The sequence below is a fragment of the Microcoleus sp. B13-B6 genome (assembly GCF_036705405.1).
Taxonomy (GTDB): domain Bacteria; phylum Cyanobacteriota; class Cyanobacteriia; order Cyanobacteriales; family Microcoleaceae; genus Microcoleus.
The window spans coordinates 26788-44399 of the sequence record NZ_JAUBUJ010000007.1 but is presented as its reverse complement, the minus strand read 5'-3'; the positions used below and the strand labels follow the sequence as shown (position 1 = coordinate 44399).

Below are 17612 nucleotides of genomic sequence, written 5' to 3'. Positions count from 1 at the left end.
AGTTTGCTTAAAGATAGAGCTTGCTTCCGAAAAGTTGAGTTATTCTAGCGATAGAATTAAAACAGCAATTCAGGGTGCGTGTCAACTAAGGCAGTATTTTTTTTAAATCCAGGTTGAACTAAATGGCTCGTTACGCCCTTGTTATTGGTATTGCTCAGTATCAAAGCTCCAACCTCAAACCCCTCCCTAAAGCGGCTACTGATGCTGAAGTTGTCGCACGGGTATTAGAGGAACATGGCGAGTATACTGTTACTCGACTGCCACATCGCTGGAACGCTGAGACCCAACGTTTTGAAGTAGCACCGCAAAAAAGTGTTTCTGCTGATGAGGTATGTGAAGCTCTGCAAAATTTGCTCTTGGAACGAGGTACGAAAAGTGATGTACTGATTTATTTTGCCGGTCACGGTCTGACTTTTTTTGATAACTTGGGGGAGCAAAAAGGAGCATTGGCTACTTCCGACTGTCAGGTGGAAATGGTGGGAAGACAGGTGGTCAATTATAAATACGGGATTGATTTGTCAAGCCTCAATCGGCTAATTAAAAAGTCGGAGCTGAGCAGTTTGGTAATGTTGTTGGACTGCTGTCATAGTGGATATTTTCTTGAAAGTCAGCTAGTGCAACAAACTTTAACCGCTTTCAGTACACAAAAGGATTATTATTTAATTACGGCTTGCCGGAGTTTTGAGACTGTAAAAGCTTTGGCTGGGGAAGCGCACGCCATTTTTACAGGAGCTTTGCTGAAGGGTTTGGCATCGGAAAATGCTAGTAGAAATGGGCAGGTCAGTGGCGATCGCCTATTTGATTATATCAGCAATGAACTTAAGGGCACTCAGTGGGGGCAAGAAGCGATTCGTATGGGCTGGGGCCGCTGCATTACTCTGGTAACGTATCCGCAACTAGAGACTTCGGCTACTGAAATTAATTTCGATCGCCAAAATCCGTATCTGGGACTCTCTGCTTTTGAAGCTGAACAAGAGAAGTATTTTTGTGGGCGGGAAGAAGCAGTTCGGACGCTGATTACCCACCTGACAAATAGCCGTTTTCTATCTGTTATCGGCTATTCTGGTTCTGGCAAATCTTCTTTAATAAAAGCGGGATTGCTGCCACAGTTAAGTCGGGATAGAATTCCTGGTAGCAGTAAGTGGCCCGTTGAATCTTTTACCCCTGGGAAACACCCCCTCGGAAAACTGGTGGATATTCTAGCTCGACATCGAGAGCAGAATCAGCTTTTTGTAATTTTTATAGATCAGTTTGAGGAGGTATTTACTCTCTGTGAAGATGAAGCCGAGCGACAGAGTTTTATCCGCCTGATCGTAAAGGAGATGAATGATACTGAGCGAAAGAGCCGGATGATTATTGCACTTCGTGGAGATTTTTTAATTCGCTGCGCTAATTATCCAGAAGTTTTAAATTTGATCAATCATATTCCGACTACAACTTATATTGTGAAGTCGCTAGGGATTAAAGAGTTGCCAGAGGCGATCGAGAAACCGGCAGAACTGCACGGGGTACAATTTGAGCGAGGGTTAGTATCCCAAATTGCCCAAGATGTGGCCGGTCAACCGGGAGCATTACCGTTGTTACAATATGCTTTGAAGGAGTTGTGGCGAGTTTGTATTATGGAAAAACCGGAATTAGCAGAGCCGTTACTGACTAAAAAAGGCTATGAAGAAATTGGCGGTGTTCTGGGAGCTTTGGAAAATCGAGCTAATGTGATCTACCAAAGTTTTAGTGATGGCGATCGCACTTTTGTACGCAAACTGTTTATGGAATTGGTGCAGTTGGGTGAAGGTAATGAGGTAACGCGCCGCCGGGTTGATTGGGATAGACTAAGGGCGATCGCGGATTCTCCTGAGCAGTTAGAGCGGGTAATTGGGTTGTTGGCTGGGGCACAGCAGCGTTTAATTATTGTGGATGAAAACACGGTGGAAGTGGCTCACGAAGCTCTGTTGTGCCGGTGGAAATTACTGAGTGACTGGATTGAAGAGGATCTGGAGAATATTCGGATTTGTCGGCGCTTAGAGATAGCTTGTCGGGAGTGGGAAGAAACTTATGGTAAGTCAGATGATGCGCTGTTGACGGGTGCGCGATTGGCGGAGGTTGAGGAGTGGGAGAAGAGGGTGCAGCCGAATTTGACTGGGGATGAGAGGGAGTTTTTGGGGAAGAGTGTGGGTAGGCGCGATCGGGCGGTGCAAGATGAATTAGAGCAACAGCGGCAACTGCGAGAACTTGCCGAAGCTAACGCTAAAGTCGAAGCAGCAAGAGCTGAAGAGGAAAGAGCTAAAACTATAGCTCAGATGGAAAGAGCGCTCGCGGCCGAAGACAAAGTGAATGCAGAAACGGCAAGAGTGAGAGAGACAGAAGCTAAAGTTAGAGTTCAAAAGCAAAGAACGAGGTTAGCGATCGCATCCCTAATAGCCGTGACAGGATTGACTATACTGACTGGAACAGCCTGGATTAACGCAGAAAGAGGTCAAATCCTAGCTTTAAGTCAAGCATCAGAAGCCAAATTTATTCTCAATCGAGATTCTCTCGATCCTTTGGTTGAAGCTTTAAAAGCAGGTACTAGGTTAAAACAGATTGGTTGGGTTCCAGGCAATAAGGAAGTGCGCCAACAAGTGATGGAAACCCTAACACAAGCAGTTTATTGGGTAAGAGAGCGCGATCGCATCAAAGTTCATAACAATTACGTCCAAAGCGTCAGTTTCAGCCCCGACGGTAAAATGCTTGCCAGTGCTGGCTATGACAATAAAGTTAAACTTTGGAACCTCGAAGGAAATCAGAAAAAATCTATTCCCTTACAGGAAAATTTCCAGCACAACAAAACAGTTTTTTCTGTAACTTTTAGTCCCGACAGCCAAACAATTGCCAGTGCTAGTTTCGACAAAACAGTCAAACTATGGAATCGAGATGGAACTCCGAAAGGTTCTCCCCTGCTTCACAGTAAGGAAGTTTTGGCTGTTGCCTTCAACCCTAAAGGCGATAAAATCGCTACAGGCGATGACAACGGTACTGTTACCATCTGGGACTTGAAGGAAAATAAAAAAACCAACTTCAAGGCTCATAACGGTTTAATTTACAGCTTGAGCTTTAGTCCTGATGGGAATTTGCTATCCACTGGCAGTAGCGATAAAACTGCGAAACTCTGGACTCTCGATCCCAAAGCCAAAAACAAAAAACTGAAAGTCGTACAGCACAGTGATGTGGTTTATAGTGTCAGCTTTAGCAGCAATGGTGAAATTGCTAGTGCCTGTCTAGATGGCACAGTTAAACTTGAGAAAACAGACGGTTCATTGATCCGCGAATTAAAAGGAGAGAGCGGATTTACCAGTGTAACTTTCAGCCATGATGGCAAGATAATTGCCGCTGGAAGATTAGATGGCAAAGTCCAACTCTGGGATACAAGCGGAAAAGAAATAGGAACCCTAGAAGGACATACCGATCGCGTCAATAGTGTGAGTTTTAACCGTAATGGAAAAACTATCGCATCTGCCAGCAACGATCAAACGGTAAAACTTTGGCAAATTCAACTTCCTTTGCTGACACATCTCAAAGCTCACGACAGCCGAGTTATGGATGTCAGCTTTAGCCCAGACGGTAAAATATTTGCCAGTGCCAGTGAAGATGCAACTATTAAGCTTTGGGATATCAGCGGTAACTTCCAACAATCCCTAAAGGGACATCGCCTTTTGGTTGACAGCGTGAGTTTCAGTCCTAATAGCGAGAAAATAGCTAGCACCAGTAGAGATGATACTGTCAAAATTTGGACTCGGCAAGGGAAAGGATACAAACAAGAAAAACCCGACCAAATTTTTACCAGACGTAGCTCTATAGGTGATAGTAGTGTCAGTTTTAGCACAGACCTGAAAAACTCCACAATTGCAGTTGCCGATACTCAAGGTATTGTGTGGTTTATGGATACAAATCTCAAGTTAAAACGTCCTCCTTTCCCAGCTCATGAATCTCCCATTTTGAAAATTAGTTTGAGCCCTGACGGTAAAAGTGTTGCCACCGCTAGTGAAGATGGAACCGCAAAAATCTGGCATTTAGATGGAAAACTGAAACATACCCTCCCAGGACATACTTCCGGAGTTGAAGATGTAAGTTTTAGTCGTGACGGTAACAGAATTGCCACTGCCAGTAAAGACAACACAGTAAAACTCTGGGATAGAAATGGGAATCTATTAAAAACTCTAACAGGTCACAGCGCTGCAGTTATCAGCGTTAGTTTCAGTCCCGACGGAGATGCGATCGCTACTGCTAGCGAAGATCGCACCATTAAACTTTGGAACTTAGACGGGACTCTCATCACCACTCTCAAAGGTCACAGCGACAAGGTCAATACTGTTACTTTCCACCCAAAAAATAGTAAAATTTTGATCTCTGGTAGTTCAGACAGCACTATAATTATATGGGATTTAGAAAATTTAACTCTAGATGGCTTGCTAAAACGAGGGTGCGAACATTTACACGGCTACTTGCCGAATGACTCACAAGGGCTGAAAAATATTTGCAAGTAACTCCTTATCACTTTTACTCAAGTTAATTCAGGAAAAATATCGAGGTAACAATGGAAACTCAAGGAACCGCAAAAAACCAAGGGAAGGACTGGAGAAAGCAAGGATTGGGCTGGGTACCTGACTATCCAGATACCAGAGATTATCCCTTGGATAGTGAGGAAGTTAAAAAAAGTGGCAATCTCAGAAGAAACGAAGTTACTAAATCGATTGAAGATATTGCTGAAAACTTGATCGAAGTCATTGAAAGTCTGCAAAATGAATTCCCCAGAAACCAGGAACTAGAAAAAATAAAGACTGGCTTAAAGAGCAAAGTATTTGAGAAAGCTTCGTTTTACAAAGTAAAAGTTTATACCAAAAGTTTAAGGCTAGGCATTGAACAAAGTCCACAGGTTAGACAGTTGAAGTATTACTTTCAATTGCTCAGTTCTCATCCCCAACTTCCTGAGTTTTTTCTGCCGAAAAAGTTTTTTCCTAACGAGCAAACATATTGGGAATGGCTGGCTAGTGAGGAATTTGATGAGGAGACAGAAGAGATTGTTAAGAAATTCCAAAAACAAGTTAAGATTAGAGAAGATGGTATAGTCGGGATAGAAACCTACACTGCTATCAGTAATTATATTGGCGACACTAAATGTTCACAGCCCGACAAAAATACTCCTTTAGTTAACTTGCTTCCTATTCCTATTTGGATACAGGAAGATACATTTCAGATTATTTTTGATACTCTTAAATTCTGGTGGACGAATTTTAACCAAGATTCTAAAAAAAATGTGGAAATAGCTTTAGAAGGACTTTTAGAACCTGAAAATCAAAAAACCCAAAGTAAGTTTCCCGGCAAGTTTTTTGAAATGTTCCAAAAAGAGTTTTATGTAGTTGAGCCGCTCGTATCGGTTATAGCTGGAAGGATGTCGCCTTTTGCTATTCATAACGATCTAAACTCTGCTTTGATAAAAGAATTAAATAAGTTGGGAAAATTTGATAAAGAGCTAGAAAACTCCTCTGTTAAAGGAGCCATTTTAAAAGTAGCCGATCGCCTAAAGACAGAACTAGAAGAGCCAGAAGATCAGGATGATAGCGACCCAGAAAAACCCCATAATATAAGAAAATTTTATGAATTTATCCAGGTCATTGTTAAAGGATACATTGACGAACATAATCTCAGCGGAGACCAAAAACTTTCCAATTCATTTTCACCATCATATTTGTTTGAAATTATTGAACAAGAGAACAGAGAAGTATCGGATTCAACAAAGGGTAAAAACATTATTCCTGTCACCATATTAAACCTGTTAGTTAACAGAAATTGGTGGGAAAAACATCAGGCGGTTAAAGCTCGGAAACCCTACGCTATTCTGCCTAGCCTCGTGGACTTAACCTCTTGGTGTTCTCCAATTAGAGACCAAGGTTCTATTAACTCATGTACAGCTTTTGCTGCTGCGGCTTTATTAGAATACTTTGCCAGAAAAGCTAGAGACGAATATACCTGTGTTTCTCCACTGTTTCTCTATAAAGTAGCGCGAAATTTAATGAACTCTACGGGCGATGTGGGGGCATCTGTGCGGGAAACTATGAAAACAATGGTAGCATTCGGGGTTCCCCCTGAAAAATACTGGTCTTATGAGGAAGATAAGTTTGATGAAGAGCCGCCAGCATTCTGCTATTCCTATGCCCAAAGCTATAAAACACTTAAATACTTCTGCCTCGATAGCCCCTATCTTACCAAAGAAATCCTGCTATTTCAAATTCAAGCAGTTTTAGCAGCGGATTTTCCCTGTATATTCGGATTTACCGTCTATGGTTCCATCTACAATGAAGAGAACGTCAGTAGCGGCTGTATTCCCTACCCCAGTAAAGGAGATCAAGTCATAGGAGGGCATACGGTTTTGGCAGTTGGCTACGATAACTACAAAGAAATCAAGCATTCAGATGGTAAGAAGAAGTCAACGGGAGCATTCCTAATCAGAAACTCGTGGGGGACAGAATGGGGTCAGAAAGGTTATGGTTGGCTTCCCTATGATTATGTTTTAAAGGGGCTAACTGCTGATTGGTGGTCGTTAATTAAAGCAGAGTGGTTTGAGGCTGGAAATTTTGGGTTAGGGGCATACGCTCCAGGACTTAATGGAAAGAATCAGTCCGTGGCAACAACAACTTTAAGTCCAACTCCAAAACCAACTTCAAGTCCAACTCCAAGTCCAACTCCAAGTCCAACTCGACCTAAGAAGCCCTAAAATAGAAGGTTTGCTATGTCAAGCGCGATCGCCCCTTTGCCCCCCAAAAAAGCGATCGCCCCTCAGCCCTCCAACCCTCAAAAACTATACTAAAATCAGTACCCCCAACCATCAAACAGCATGGTACAACAACTCACCCCTGAAACCAAAACAGAAATCATCTACCCCGATCGCGACGGAGAACCAATAGCAGACAATACCAAACAATTCCGATGGATTGTCACGGTTAAAGAAAATCTAGAAATCTTGTTTGCCAGCATCCTACCCAAGCTGAACAACAACGGCAGCGTGCAGAAGAAGCGATCGCCCAACTTGAACAAGAACGACATCGTTATCAAGCTTTGCTACAACAAATACAGCAGCCAACCATCGACCCCGACCCTAGTAATTAACAAAACGAATCCAACTAAATCAATCTCCCTTAGTCCAGTTTCCCAACTGTCTACTCCCACCCAGTCTTCCTTGAGCCTTAAACCCTATCTACAGCGTTCTAATTTTTAGTCAAAAGCCCGATCGCACTGTTCACTTATCGAAACTGTCCCCTGCTCTCCTGACCGCTTCAGTCGCACTCTCTATGCTTTAAGTTAATCCACCAAAAGATATATTTGACCTAGAGGCACTATGCAAAAACAAATCCTACGCCAAAAAGATACTAATGCTTGGATACTTCAGTGCTGGGTTTCTTTTATTGTTGCCATTTCCGCAACTACTGTAGGTATCATTTATTTACAGGTAGACCCCTGGCAAAAAGCTTTTATGGGTATGGGTTTAACTTTTTCAGTCGGCTCGTCTTTTACTTTAGCAAAAACCATTCGCGATAACAACGAGGCAACAACATTAACTGCCAGAATCGACGAAGCTAGAGTTGAGAAAATTCTCGCTGAGCACCATCCTCTCAAATAAACTTGAATTATACAATGTATACAACAAACAGCCCGGGCGGGCTGTTTTTGTTGTTTGAGCCACAGGTTTCAAGCTGTGGATGTGAATTGGGGATTTCAATGGCTACCGATACTTTTTTGCTAACATTTGCTAACAAATACATAAGTTGAGAGCTGATCTCAACCAAGGCGTATCAACCGATGCCCGTAGAAATTTCTACAAGCACTTATATTCTTGCCTTCAGCTTGGTTATCGCTTACAGCCCCACGCCAATCTGATTATTTGCTTTGATAATGTAGAGGCAACTTATTTATATAGCGGTTGCGTACTACCAAGGTTTTTCACCTACATCTGAGTGGCTAAATTCATTCTATATGATATAAAGACAAGAAGGCAAATGTAAGTGATTGTTAGCAAATGTCAGCAAAAGTCTTACTGTTAATCAACCTTTGAACTTACGATCGCCCAACTTATTCTTTTGTCGCTGGCGAATACCGGCCTTAACTGTCGCCATATCCACCGGAAAACCAACGACAGGAATCACCTGATCCTTGCGTTCTTCTTCCAGATTCTTGAGTTCGGTGTAATCCACCCAGTGAATGCAATTCACCGGACAAGTATCGATCGCCTCAGCAATCAACTCTTCAGAATCCCCGTCTTGTCGAACTACGCGCGATCGACCGTAATCCGGTTCAATATAAAAAGTATTGCGAGCAACGTGAGCGCAGTGCTTGCAGCCAATGCAGGTAATCTCATCAACATAGACCCCTTTTTGGCGCAACACGCCGCCCAACTCCGGTTCCAAACCAGAGCGATCGGGCGCATCCCGCAAAAATCCCCCCAACTCCGGCTCTAAACCAGAGCGATCGATTGCTGTATCTATTCCGAGTCCAGAAAGCTCAGACATTTAGACCCCCACAATAGTAAATAAGTCCGCGCAGGCGGACTTTGATGAGACAAGATTGCAAAAATCTCGAAAAATTATTAAGCGCACCAGCGTTGCACCACCAAGCGGAGCGAACCGTCTTGATTTTGCTTTTGCTCAGAAATTTGGAAACCCTGCTTAGCGCTTTCATTCACCACAGTATGGTAAGCGTAGCGCTGAGTCACCTTATTCAGAAAACGGTCTACAGACCAAGCTTGCTGCCAAAACTGCAAGTCAGCCACCAATTCATACTCAGTCCCGTTCCAGCTAAAACCTACGTCGTAGCCGTTTTTTTGCTCAATGACAACCTCAGCGGTGCTGGTTAGGCCGCGATAGCCGCGCACCTCAGTTGGGCCCGACTTCCAGTCGATACCCAAGTCAGTTAAAGCAGCTTCCAAAGAATTCAAATTGCGGATCTGGGTCTTAATTTGGCTAAAGTGTGACATGGTGATTCCAAAAAAATTTAAGTGAACTCAACAAAAAAAATTACCAATCGCTAAAAGCCACTTGGGCCGTCGCTTCGGCTGACTGATGCAGCGCTTGCGCGAAATATTCAGATGTTGACTCTTGGTGAAGCACCACGCCGAGCTGAGCTTCAATTGCAGCCGTTACCTCAGCACAGGAAGCACCGACAATGCCGGTGACGGTTTCCTGTACGCGGCCATCTGGATAGATCACAAACTCTAGTGTTTCCATAATGCGGGCTGACTGAATAGGAATATTGAGAACAGACACCGACACCAGCAAGCCAGGGACGATGCCTCCTGAAGTAGCTTCTTGAGAGTTGGCTGACTGACAAAGCGCTATATCAATTTTGACGAATTGATAGGTTTTGAGTCACAACTTAACAGAACTTATTAATATGTAGAAGCAATACATCAGTTGTATGTAAAGTTTCGCGTAGATCGTGACAGCAGTCAAGTCGGTCGATTTTAGATTTTAGATTTTAGATTTTAGATTTTAGAGGGAGGAGGAAGGAAGAGGGGATGAACCGCAGAGGGCGCAGAGGGCGCAGAGGGCAGAAGGCAGAAGGTAAAAGGCAGAAGGCAAAACGCAAAAATATAAATTCCCCCACTTCCCCTCTAATTCCCTCTGGGGTCTAAAACGTCTCGCAGGCCATCCCCCAAAAGGTTGAAACCAAGAACAGTCAAGGTAATCAGCAAACCGGGAAACAAAATAGTCCAAGGAGAGGAAAGAGCGTATCCGCCCTTAAAAGCATCAGAAAGCATTGTCCCCAACTCAGGAACCGGCGGCTGTGCGCCCAAACCCAAAAAACCCAAACCGGCTGCTTCTAGTGTCGCGGTACCAGTCGAAAGAGTTGCTTGTACAACTAGAGGCGCGAGACTTCCCGGCAAAATGTGGCGAAAAATAATCCGTAAGTCGCTGGCGCCCAAGGCCTTGACAGCCAAAACAAATTCTTGTTCCCGCAGAGACAGCACCATACTGCGAGTTAAGCGGATGTAAATTGGAATTTGCACGAGGCTGACGGCGATAATTACGCTTTGCAGGCTCGGCCCGGTGACGGTAACAACGCCGATCGCCAGTAAAATCGAAGGAAAAGCTAACAAAATATCCGCCAAAGTGCCGATCGCCATTTCCAGCCACCCCCGAAAATACCCGGCCACGAGCCCCAAAAGCGCTCCCACAATTAAACCCGCACCCACAGAAACCAGGCTAACAAGTAAAGATATCCCCAATCCGTGCCACACCCGCACCAACAAATCTCGCCCCAAACCGTCGGTGCCCAACCAATGTTTAGCGCTAGGAGCCACCAAGCGCGACAAATAATCTCGATCGACCGCCGAATCGTAAGGGGAAAGTAGGGTGGCCAACAGTGCCGCGATCGTCAGCGCTACAGTCAAAATTAAGCCGATTTTCCCCGAAGTCGATCGCCAAAATCGTTGAAAAGCTGCTTGTGGAAATATTAAGTTTTTCTGCAATTTTAGATTTTCCATCGAATGCTGTCACCAAAAAAACTCAGGACTTATTGCCAAACCTTTTAGGACTGAGATAACTGTGGTGCCCATAAACTGATTAATTCATTGACAAGGGCGAGCAATTCAGATACAGACTCATTGGCTTCGGGCGCTTCAAATCCATGAATAAATCGGTTTCTTACGCTTAAAAGTAGCATTGCTCGATCGTACTCTTCGATTGAAATTTCTCCTTGGGAATACATATGTTTGATCAGAGATACAGTTGGAAATCTTTCAATGGGAATAGTAACTTCCTCAGCTCGTCTACGCAGTAGTGCTTCAATTGTTCCCCAAAGTGATAAAAACGAGCCTTCATTTTCTCCTAATGAAATTAGACGTTCACCCTGTATTTTTCTACTAAAAAATTGTTCCCAAGATAATAGATTGACTTCATTGTCTTCGTCTTTCAGTAAAGCATCTTCAGTAATTAACAAGAAACGCCAGCCTGTATTTTTAGAGACTATTTCAGCAATTTCTTTCAACCTGTCTATGGATGTTTGTCTGGCAGAACGTTTGAATTCGATTATGTAACCTTCGGCTTCGTTCTTTTTTACAATCAAATTTGGACGATATGTCCCTAAATCGAAAGGGATCTGTTCGGGTTCAGGGTCAACCAATACTGTATAGCCTTCTTGTCGGTATTTTTCGGCAATTTTAGATACTGATTTGTCGTGTATTAATTTAGCGGTCATAGATAACTCTCTAATGCTTTTGCTGAATTTATTCTAACGTAAACGCACTCGCATCAGATTCGGGTTCATTGCTTCCTTGATTAGTCGGCGGTTGAAACCGCTACTATACAAACAAAGTCCGCCTGCGCGGACTAAGAAATAAGGGAGATATTTAAGACAGATTAAAGGCTAGATTCACTCATGGCTTAGGCAACAGATTATAGACATCACCTGAAAATTCTGCATTTTTGGGGACAACTTCAAAATTGATAGTATATCCCGATGCACCTTTAATATCTAGTGACTCACGTATGGCCTGACCTCGACCAAAAACCAAATCTTTTCGGATAATACCATCCACGTAAATTTTGACAGATACACGAGTTAAATTAGAGTTGTCAGGTAAACCATAAGCTAGTTTTATTTCACCTGAGTTGTTGATGATTTTACAGGCAAAAGATTTGGGTCTCGATGCCGAAAGTTGAAAATAACTACTCGGTTGTTCAGTGCGCTTAGCAACACTAATTAGGTTATCATAGTCATAGTCATTGTTACCATTCCTAGACACATCTTCGCATTTAACTTCGGTAGTTGTAGCAGTAGGTGTTGGAGGCACGGAAGAAGGAGATGAAGATGAAGATGGAGATGGAAGTGAAGATGGAGATTGTGAAGTTGGAGATGAAGCCTCAATTATTGGTTGACCAGATTTGGTGAATCGAATAATTCTGGTTATGCTTTGATCGTTTTCGAGGTTGATAGTAAAATTTTGAGTTGGATAACCTACCTTACTCAAATTAACACGAACATCTCCTTTGGTGGGAATCCTGACTTTGACATAACCATTATTATCGGTATACTGAGTTTCTGGTGGACCTTTAGCGGTGAATATAATTTTTACATCAGCTAAATATTCTCCCGCTTCACTTTGTGTATACAGTTCAATATTTTGTCGTTGTTCCGAACATAGAGCGGCAGTTTTATCTATACTACATCTAAATTCTGGAACGGTAGCAGCCGTAGCAACAAATGCAAAAAAAGCAATAGGAGTACCTAAAATAAAGCCCCATTTAGTGTAATTAATTGTCCGAGTAGTTGGGCTCATAAATGTTTTTTATCTTGAGTGAAGTGACAACCTACATAAATATCCACGCCACTAAACATTGGGAAACCGGAAAATTTATAAATATCTTGATTAAAGTGATTTTTTAGGATTTGCACTGATTTCCCGATCGCCCCCGACAATATCCCCAGCAACCATCAGCCGTGGGCTCAATCTAAAATCTAAAATCTAAAATCTAAAATCGGAAGACCCTTTAAGATATAGAGAACAAGATCAATTTAAAAGCACAATGACATCAACCCTACTCAAAACCTCAGCTCGATCGCCCCTCAACGCCCCAACAATCCGCCATTTCCCCAACGGCCTCACCGTTATAGCCGAACACTTGCCGGTCGATGCTGTTAACCTCAGCGTGTGGCTCAATTTAGGCTCAGCCGTCGAACCAGACGACATTAACGGCATGGCTCACTTTTTAGAACACATGATTTTTAAGGGAACTCCCAGCATTCCCAGTGGCGAATTTGAGCGCGCGATCGAGCAACGCGGCGCTGTCACCAATGCTGCCACCAGCCAAGATTACACTAACTATTACATCACCACAGCTCCTAAAGATTTTGCCGAACTAGCTCCCCTGCAAGTCGATGTGTTGCTCAACGCCAGCATTCCCGACGACGCCTTCGATCGCGAAAGGCTGGTAGTGTTAGAAGAAATTAGACGATCGGAAGACAATCCCCGCCGCCGCACCTATCAGCGATCGATGGAATTAGCGTTTGAAGTCCTGCCCTACAAGCGACCGGTACTCGGCCCGACTGCGGTAATCGAACAGTTGACAGCGCAACAAATGCGGGATTTCCACAGCAGCAGATATCACCCAGGGGCCATGACAGCCGTAGCTGTAGGCAATTTGCCAGTAGATCAACTAATAGAAATTGTCGCAGACAGTTTTGCAGCAAAAAGTACAGCACAAAACAACAAAATAAATGTGCCTGCTGTCAGCAACTTTCACCCTGAGCCCCAAATCCTGAACTACGGTCAAGAATCGCCCTTTACAGAAACAGTCCGCCGCGAATTTGTAGACTCTGCCCTTCAGCAAGCCCGACTGATCGTGATGTGGCGAGTGCCAGGTTTCATGGAAATGTCCGAAACTTATGCCCTGGACGTTTTGGCGACAATTTTGGGACACGGCCGCACAACTCGCTTGGTGCAGGATTTGCGCGAAGAAAAAGGGCTAGTGTCGTCAATTTCGGTCAGCAACATGACTCAGCGACTCGGCGGCGTATTCTCAATTTCTGCTCAACTACCGACAGAAAACTTGGCTGCAGTGGAAGCAGCCATCGTCCAACACATCCGCACTCTCCAAACCGAACTGGTGACAGATGCCGAAATTTCCCGCATCCGCACTCAAGTAGCAAATCGGTTTATCTTTGGTAACGAAACTCCGAGCGATCGAGCAAGTTTGTACGGTTACTATCAGTCGATGGTAGGAGATATCGCTCCCGCCCTCAACTATTCCGCCTGCATCCAAGCTCAGACTGCCGAGGATCTCCGAGAAGCCGCTGTCAAATATCTGTCTCCCGACGCAATGGGTGTTGTGGTAATTCGCCCCGACTAAGCATAAATCGGACTTCGCCTCAACAGGGCAATTCTGCTATCCTTCTGCTTTTGAGGCATCCAACGGCATTCGGAATTCGGTAGAAACAATGTCAACGCGCACCAGGGATTTTTAGTCAATAGTGCGTGAAATTCGATCGGCTCTCGCCTTGAAGGTTTTGTATCCAATAATTAGTATGAAGCCTTTAAGGTACGGGCGATCGGTAAAATTACCGTAATTTTATGAGACGATAAACTGGGAATTATTGACGAGCCAGCAATTTAGTCTAGGAAAACCGGGTTTATTGGCGATCGTAATTCTAAAATCTAAAATCTAAAATCTAAAATCGATTGAGCGGAAAAATTACCGTAATTTTATGAGACGATAAACAGGGTATTATTGACAATCGAGCAATTTGGTATGGGGCCACCGGATTTATCTGCGGTCGTAATTCTAAAATCTAAAATCTAAAATCTAAAATCGATTGACAGGGGCACGCACGCAAGCATGAAATTACAAAACTTTCTCAACTCAAACATTAGGTACGATGCCAAAGCAATCGCTGCAGACGACGAACTCAGTGGCCAAATTCAAAGCCGCCTCATTGACCTAGGTTTACTGAAGCCTCCTGTAGACGGAATTTTTGGCCCTCTCTCTACCGCCACCCTCCACCGATTTCAAACTCTGATGAAGTGCGGCGAAGCGGGTTTTTTGGGAGCAGTCACAGCCAAAAAGCTGATCGAAACCAAACCAGAGGACATTCCCACACAGCCCCTGATCCTGAAAACGCTCAGAGACACCATTTTTAAATCAAAACCGGTCGCGTCTTCTCAACTTCAGGACTCAGAAAAACAAGTAATACCAGCCGGAAAAGAGTTGGAGATCCTGGCTTTTGCTCCGGCTCGCGGTCACATCCGAGTTGCTCTCCGCAACGAGTCTTTCAAAGGTTCAGGGGTTTGGTATGTTTTCGGAGGACACGCTCAAATTACTCAAGACAGCATTCTGCTTTTTCCGAAACCGAATCCCCCAACTGTCAGGCTGGGCATTCCTTATCTATCGCAAATGGATAACTTCAACAATCCTACAGGTTCTTGCAATGTAACTTCATTAGCGATGTGTATGGACTTTTTGAGGGTGCCACGGCGCAAACAAACCGGGCAATATGAAGACGAACTTTACGAATATGCGATCGCCAAAGGTTACAGTCGCTGGGACCCCTACGATTTAGCAAAGATTGTTAGAGATTACGGCGCTCAAGATTTCTTTACCGAGAATGCAACTATTGATGACGTTCAAGATTGGCTAGCCAGCGGAAATCCCGCTGTCATCCACGGATACTTCACGTCTTTCGGTCACATTATAGTTGCATCAGGCTACGACAGCGAGGGATTCTTCGTCCACGATCCCTATGGCGAGTGGTTCCGAACTGGCTACGATACAAGTGTCAGCGGTGCTTACTTGCACTATACTTACCGCTTAATCCGCAGCCTCTGTATACCTGACGGAAATTTTTGGGTTCATTTTATCTCTAAGTAGTAATTTGTTAGTAGTTAGTGGTTATTGGTTATTGGTTATTGGTAATAACTAACCAATAGTTAACAGTTGACTCTCAGCAAGGTCGGACACGGCCTTGCCCATTGGTATCAACTTCAGCCGAAATATCGATCGGGCCCCAAATACCGCCAGGGGTTTAAACCCCTGGCTCATAGCGAAAGTCCTCTAAAAGAGGACTGAATAATTCATTAGACTTCTCCCGAAATTAGATTTTAGCTTAGGCTTGACTTGGGTTTCAAGTTCTTTTTTGGAGATGTCTATTAGTCCTCTTTTAGAGGACTTCAGCTTTGAGGCAGGGGTTTAAACCCCTGCCGGACTGCGGGTATTACTATTAATTTTCATGCTCAAATCCAACCAAGTCGATCGCGTAATCGGAGCACTGGTAGAAATATAGTCCACTCCGGTTTCGGCTACGCTTCTAATTGTTTCTAAAGTAACATTGCCGGAAGCTTCAATTTTGACCCGATCGCTCTTTTGGCGAATTATTGCCACAGCCTGCCGCATCAAATCACAGGACATATTATCTAACATGATAATATCGGCTTTGTGCTGCAAAGCTGTTTCTACTTCGGCGAGAGTTTCGGTTTCGACTTCGATAGTCAGCGGATAGGGGATAGAATTGCGGATTAGGGCGATCGCCTCTGCAATTCCCCCAGCCGCCGCAATGTGATTGTCTTTAATCATCACCGCGTCATCTAATCCCATCCGGTGATTGCAAGCACCGCCGACTTGAGTTGCGTATTTTTCCAACAATCTCAATCCGGGCGTTGTCTTGCGCGTATCCACTAATTGCACTGGCAAATCGGCAATTTTGTCAACATATTTCTGAGTCAAAGTAGCGATGCCGCTCAAACGCATTGCCAAGTTTAATGCTACTCTTTCTCCGGTTAGCAGCGCATCGAAATTGCCGGAAATCTCGGCAATTACTTCTCCTTTTTCGCACAGTTTCCCTTCTGGTACTTGGGGGATGAAACTGAGGCTGCTGTCTAAAAGTTTAAATGTGCGATCGGCAATTGGCAATCCGGCAATGACTCCCGCTTCTTTGACTATCCATTTAGCAGTACCCTGGATGCTGTTTGCGGGAAATAAGGCCGATGTTGTGCGATCGCCCCTACCGATATCTTCTAGTAGCCAGTTGTGCAATAGGGAGTCTAAAACTATCCAAGGCGGTAATATTGCTGTCATGTTTTTGTTGGTTGTTATATCAAGATCATATCTACTAGGAAGAATAGTCGATCGGGTAATTTTAGGCAAGTTGCAAAATGATGATTGTGTTAGTGCGGGGGCGATTCTACTAGATTAGGACTTACGCATGGGGGTCCAGAAACCGGGTTTTTTAGCGAATCTGCGGGCGGGAACGCTCTTTTCGTAAAAAAACCCGGTTTCTTTGGTTCGAGTGCGTCCAGAAATCTAAATAATGGGGTATTCTGTGGCTGACTTTGGGTGTGGGTGCTTTAATGGAGTAGATGGGTATCGATCGCGAGCAGAAACCATGATACAGCCAGTCATTTTAGAAAAATTAGCAGAACTCCCTGAGTCACTTCAGACAGAAGTGCTTCATTACATTGAGTTTTTGATAGAAAAGCAGGCTAAAAACTCCACTCAAAAAAAGCCGACAAAGAAGCGTTTAGTTGCCGGAACAATGAAAGGAATGTTTGTTCTACCGCTACCTGATGACTTTGATGAGCCACTTAGGGAAACTTAACTTACAAAACTCATTATCGGAGTTAGAGGAAGTATTGCAACAACATAGTTAATGAATGAATGGCATTCAATGTATAGTGAGGTTAGGTGTTGGTGCTATAATGATAGGGATGACTTTACTAAGGAACACAGAAATCAAAGTGGCGATTGAAAAATACAAAGACCAGACTATTGCAGCCGGATTTTGGGTTGCTTTAACGCTTCGTGAGGGCACAGCGCCTCTCCGTAGTTATGTAGGCGAAGTGCAAGCCGTTGATGGTAATGGTATTCGATTGACATTGATAGATTGGATTAGCCTTACCATGTCAGGTTCTGACTTGTTCGTTCCGTGGTCAAACATCGAAGCAGCCTTAATTGCAACGCCGGAACACAATCCAGAGATGTTTGTTGAGCAAGCGAAGGCGTGGCAAAACTCTGTTTCAAGCAAGACAAGCGGGAAATAGAAGTAACCAACCACAGCAAAAATAAGCTCACCTGAACTCCTACAAATTCGCTCGTCGT

The 17612-nt window shown here is 43.9% G+C and carries 14 protein-coding genes and 1 pseudogene; 8 read left to right on the top strand and 7 right to left on the bottom strand.

Going from position 1 to position 17612, the window contains the following annotated elements; all coding sequences use genetic code 11:
• The first annotated feature begins 122 nt into the window (after positions 1 to 122).
• The 4 genes and pseudogenes from QUB35_RS05070 to QUB35_RS05055 all read left to right on the top strand — a co-directional run bounded on the left by QUB35_RS05070 (position 123) and on the right by QUB35_RS05055 (position 7651).
• On the top strand, positions 123 to 4520 hold the full coding sequence (locus QUB35_RS05070) for an nSTAND1 domain-containing NTPase (protein ID WP_333139961.1): 4398 nt from the start codon (positions 123 to 125) through the stop codon (positions 4518 to 4520).
• Positions 4521 to 4570: 50 nt separating this feature from the next.
• Positions 4571 to 6748 (top strand): C1 family peptidase, encoded by a 2178-nt coding sequence (locus tag QUB35_RS05065; protein ID WP_333139959.1) that lies wholly within the window; start codon positions 4571 to 4573, stop codon positions 6746 to 6748.
• Positions 6749 to 6868: 120 nt separating this feature from the next.
• Positions 6869 to 7006: pseudogene (locus QUB35_RS05060) on the top strand (Uma2 family endonuclease); the annotation flags it as partial.
• A 363-nt stretch (positions 7007 to 7369) separates the two neighbouring features.
• Entirely contained in the window at positions 7370 to 7651 is a 282-nt protein-coding gene (locus QUB35_RS05055) for a YiaA/YiaB family inner membrane protein (RefSeq protein ID WP_333139957.1), read from the top strand.
• Between the two features lie 421 nt (positions 7652 to 8072).
• Here QUB35_RS05055 and QUB35_RS05050 read toward each other — a convergent pair whose 3' ends face one another.
• The 6 genes from QUB35_RS05050 to QUB35_RS05025 all read right to left on the bottom strand — a co-directional run bounded on the left by QUB35_RS05050 (position 8073) and on the right by QUB35_RS05025 (position 12304).
• On the bottom strand, positions 8073 to 8537 hold the full coding sequence (locus QUB35_RS05050) for a ferredoxin (protein WP_333139955.1): 465 nt from the start codon (positions 8535 to 8537) through the stop codon (positions 8073 to 8075).
• A gap of 77 nt (positions 8538 to 8614) precedes the next feature.
• On the bottom strand, positions 8615 to 9001 hold the full coding sequence (locus QUB35_RS05045; RefSeq protein ID WP_242716193.1) for a DUF1257 domain-containing protein: 387 nt from the start codon (positions 8999 to 9001) through the stop codon (positions 8615 to 8617).
• Positions 9002 to 9041: 40 nt separating this feature from the next.
• Entirely contained in the window at positions 9042 to 9251 is a 210-nt protein-coding gene (locus QUB35_RS05040; protein WP_333140087.1) for a DUF2997 domain-containing protein, read from the bottom strand.
• A 386-nt stretch (positions 9252 to 9637) separates the two neighbouring features.
• Complete coding sequence (locus QUB35_RS05035) at positions 9638 to 10510, bottom strand: ABC transporter permease (protein WP_333139952.1); 873 nt, start codon at positions 10508 to 10510, stop codon at positions 9638 to 9640.
• A 44-nt stretch (positions 10511 to 10554) separates the two neighbouring features.
• A complete protein-coding gene (locus QUB35_RS05030) occupies positions 10555 to 11223 on the bottom strand; it encodes a hypothetical protein (RefSeq protein ID WP_333139950.1) in 669 nt (222 codons plus the stop codon).
• Positions 11224 to 11401: 178 nt separating this feature from the next.
• Positions 11402 to 12304: a hypothetical protein gene (locus QUB35_RS05025; RefSeq protein WP_333139948.1), complete on the bottom strand. Its 903-nt coding sequence runs from the start codon at positions 12302 to 12304 to the stop codon at positions 11402 to 11404.
• Positions 12305 to 12551: 247 nt separating this feature from the next.
• Here QUB35_RS05025 and QUB35_RS05020 point away from each other — a divergent pair, with 247 nt between their 5' ends.
• Together QUB35_RS05020 and QUB35_RS05015 are read left to right on the top strand one after the other, a co-directional pair.
• On the top strand, positions 12552 to 13874 hold the full coding sequence (locus tag QUB35_RS05020) for a pitrilysin family protein (RefSeq protein WP_333139946.1): 1323 nt from the start codon (positions 12552 to 12554) through the stop codon (positions 13872 to 13874).
• Between the two features lie 486 nt (positions 13875 to 14360).
• Entirely contained in the window at positions 14361 to 15389 is a 1029-nt protein-coding gene (locus QUB35_RS05015; RefSeq protein ID WP_333139944.1) for a C39 family peptidase, read from the top strand.
• A gap of 318 nt (positions 15390 to 15707) precedes the next feature.
• Here QUB35_RS05015 and nadC read toward each other — a convergent pair whose 3' ends face one another.
• Positions 15708 to 16592 carry a carboxylating nicotinate-nucleotide diphosphorylase gene (gene nadC / locus QUB35_RS05010; RefSeq protein ID WP_333139942.1) on the bottom strand — a complete coding sequence of 295 codons (885 nt, stop codon included), beginning with the start codon at positions 16590 to 16592 and terminating at the stop codon, positions 15708 to 15710.
• Between the two features lie 307 nt (positions 16593 to 16899).
• Between nadC and vapB the strand changes: the two genes are divergently transcribed.
• Both vapB and QUB35_RS05000 read left to right on the top strand, forming a co-directional pair.
• Entirely contained in the window at positions 16900 to 17112 is a 213-nt protein-coding gene (gene vapB, locus QUB35_RS05005; RefSeq protein WP_333139940.1) for a type II toxin-antitoxin system VapB family antitoxin, read from the top strand.
• Between the two features lie 55 nt (positions 17113 to 17167).
• A complete protein-coding gene (locus QUB35_RS05000; RefSeq protein ID WP_333139938.1) occupies positions 17168 to 17554 on the top strand; it encodes a hypothetical protein in 387 nt (128 codons plus the stop codon).
• Positions 17555 to 17612 lie beyond the last annotated feature (58 nt).

Excerpts from the sequence above, each read along its gene's own strand:
- QUB35_RS05070 (WP_333139961.1), top strand. The coding sequence starts at position 123 with ATGGCTCGTTACGCCCTTGTTATTGGTATTGCTCAGTATCAAAGCTCC.
- QUB35_RS05065 (WP_333139959.1), top strand. The coding sequence starts at position 4,571 with ATGGAAACTCAAGGAACCGCAAAAAACCAAGGGAAGGACTGGAGAAAG.
- QUB35_RS05055 (WP_333139957.1), top strand. The coding sequence starts at position 7,370 with ATGCAAAAACAAATCCTACGCCAAAAAGATACTAATGCTTGGATACTT.
- QUB35_RS05050 (WP_333139955.1), bottom strand. The coding sequence starts at position 8,537 with ATGTCTGAGCTTTCTGGACTCGGAATAGATACAGCAATCGATCGCTCT.
- QUB35_RS05045 (WP_242716193.1), bottom strand. The coding sequence starts at position 9,001 with ATGTCACACTTTAGCCAAATTAAGACCCAGATCCGCAATTTGAATTCT.
- QUB35_RS05040 (WP_333140087.1), bottom strand. The coding sequence starts at position 9,251 with ATGGAAACACTAGAGTTTGTGATCTATCCAGATGGCCGCGTACAGGAA.
- QUB35_RS05035 (WP_333139952.1), bottom strand. The coding sequence starts at position 10,510 with ATGGAAAATCTAAAATTGCAGAAAAACTTAATATTTCCACAAGCAGCT.
- QUB35_RS05030 (WP_333139950.1), bottom strand. The coding sequence starts at position 11,223 with ATGACCGCTAAATTAATACACGACAAATCAGTATCTAAAATTGCCGAA.
- QUB35_RS05025 (WP_333139948.1), bottom strand. The coding sequence starts at position 12,304 with ATGAGCCCAACTACTCGGACAATTAATTACACTAAATGGGGCTTTATT.
- QUB35_RS05020 (WP_333139946.1), top strand. The coding sequence starts at position 12,552 with ATGACATCAACCCTACTCAAAACCTCAGCTCGATCGCCCCTCAACGCC.
- QUB35_RS05015 (WP_333139944.1), top strand. The coding sequence starts at position 14,361 with ATGAAATTACAAAACTTTCTCAACTCAAACATTAGGTACGATGCCAAA.
- nadC (WP_333139942.1), bottom strand. The coding sequence starts at position 16,592 with ATGACAGCAATATTACCGCCTTGGATAGTTTTAGACTCCCTATTGCAC.
- vapB (WP_333139940.1), top strand. The coding sequence starts at position 16,900 with ATGATACAGCCAGTCATTTTAGAAAAATTAGCAGAACTCCCTGAGTCA.
- QUB35_RS05000 (WP_333139938.1), top strand. The coding sequence starts at position 17,168 with ATGAATGGCATTCAATGTATAGTGAGGTTAGGTGTTGGTGCTATAATG.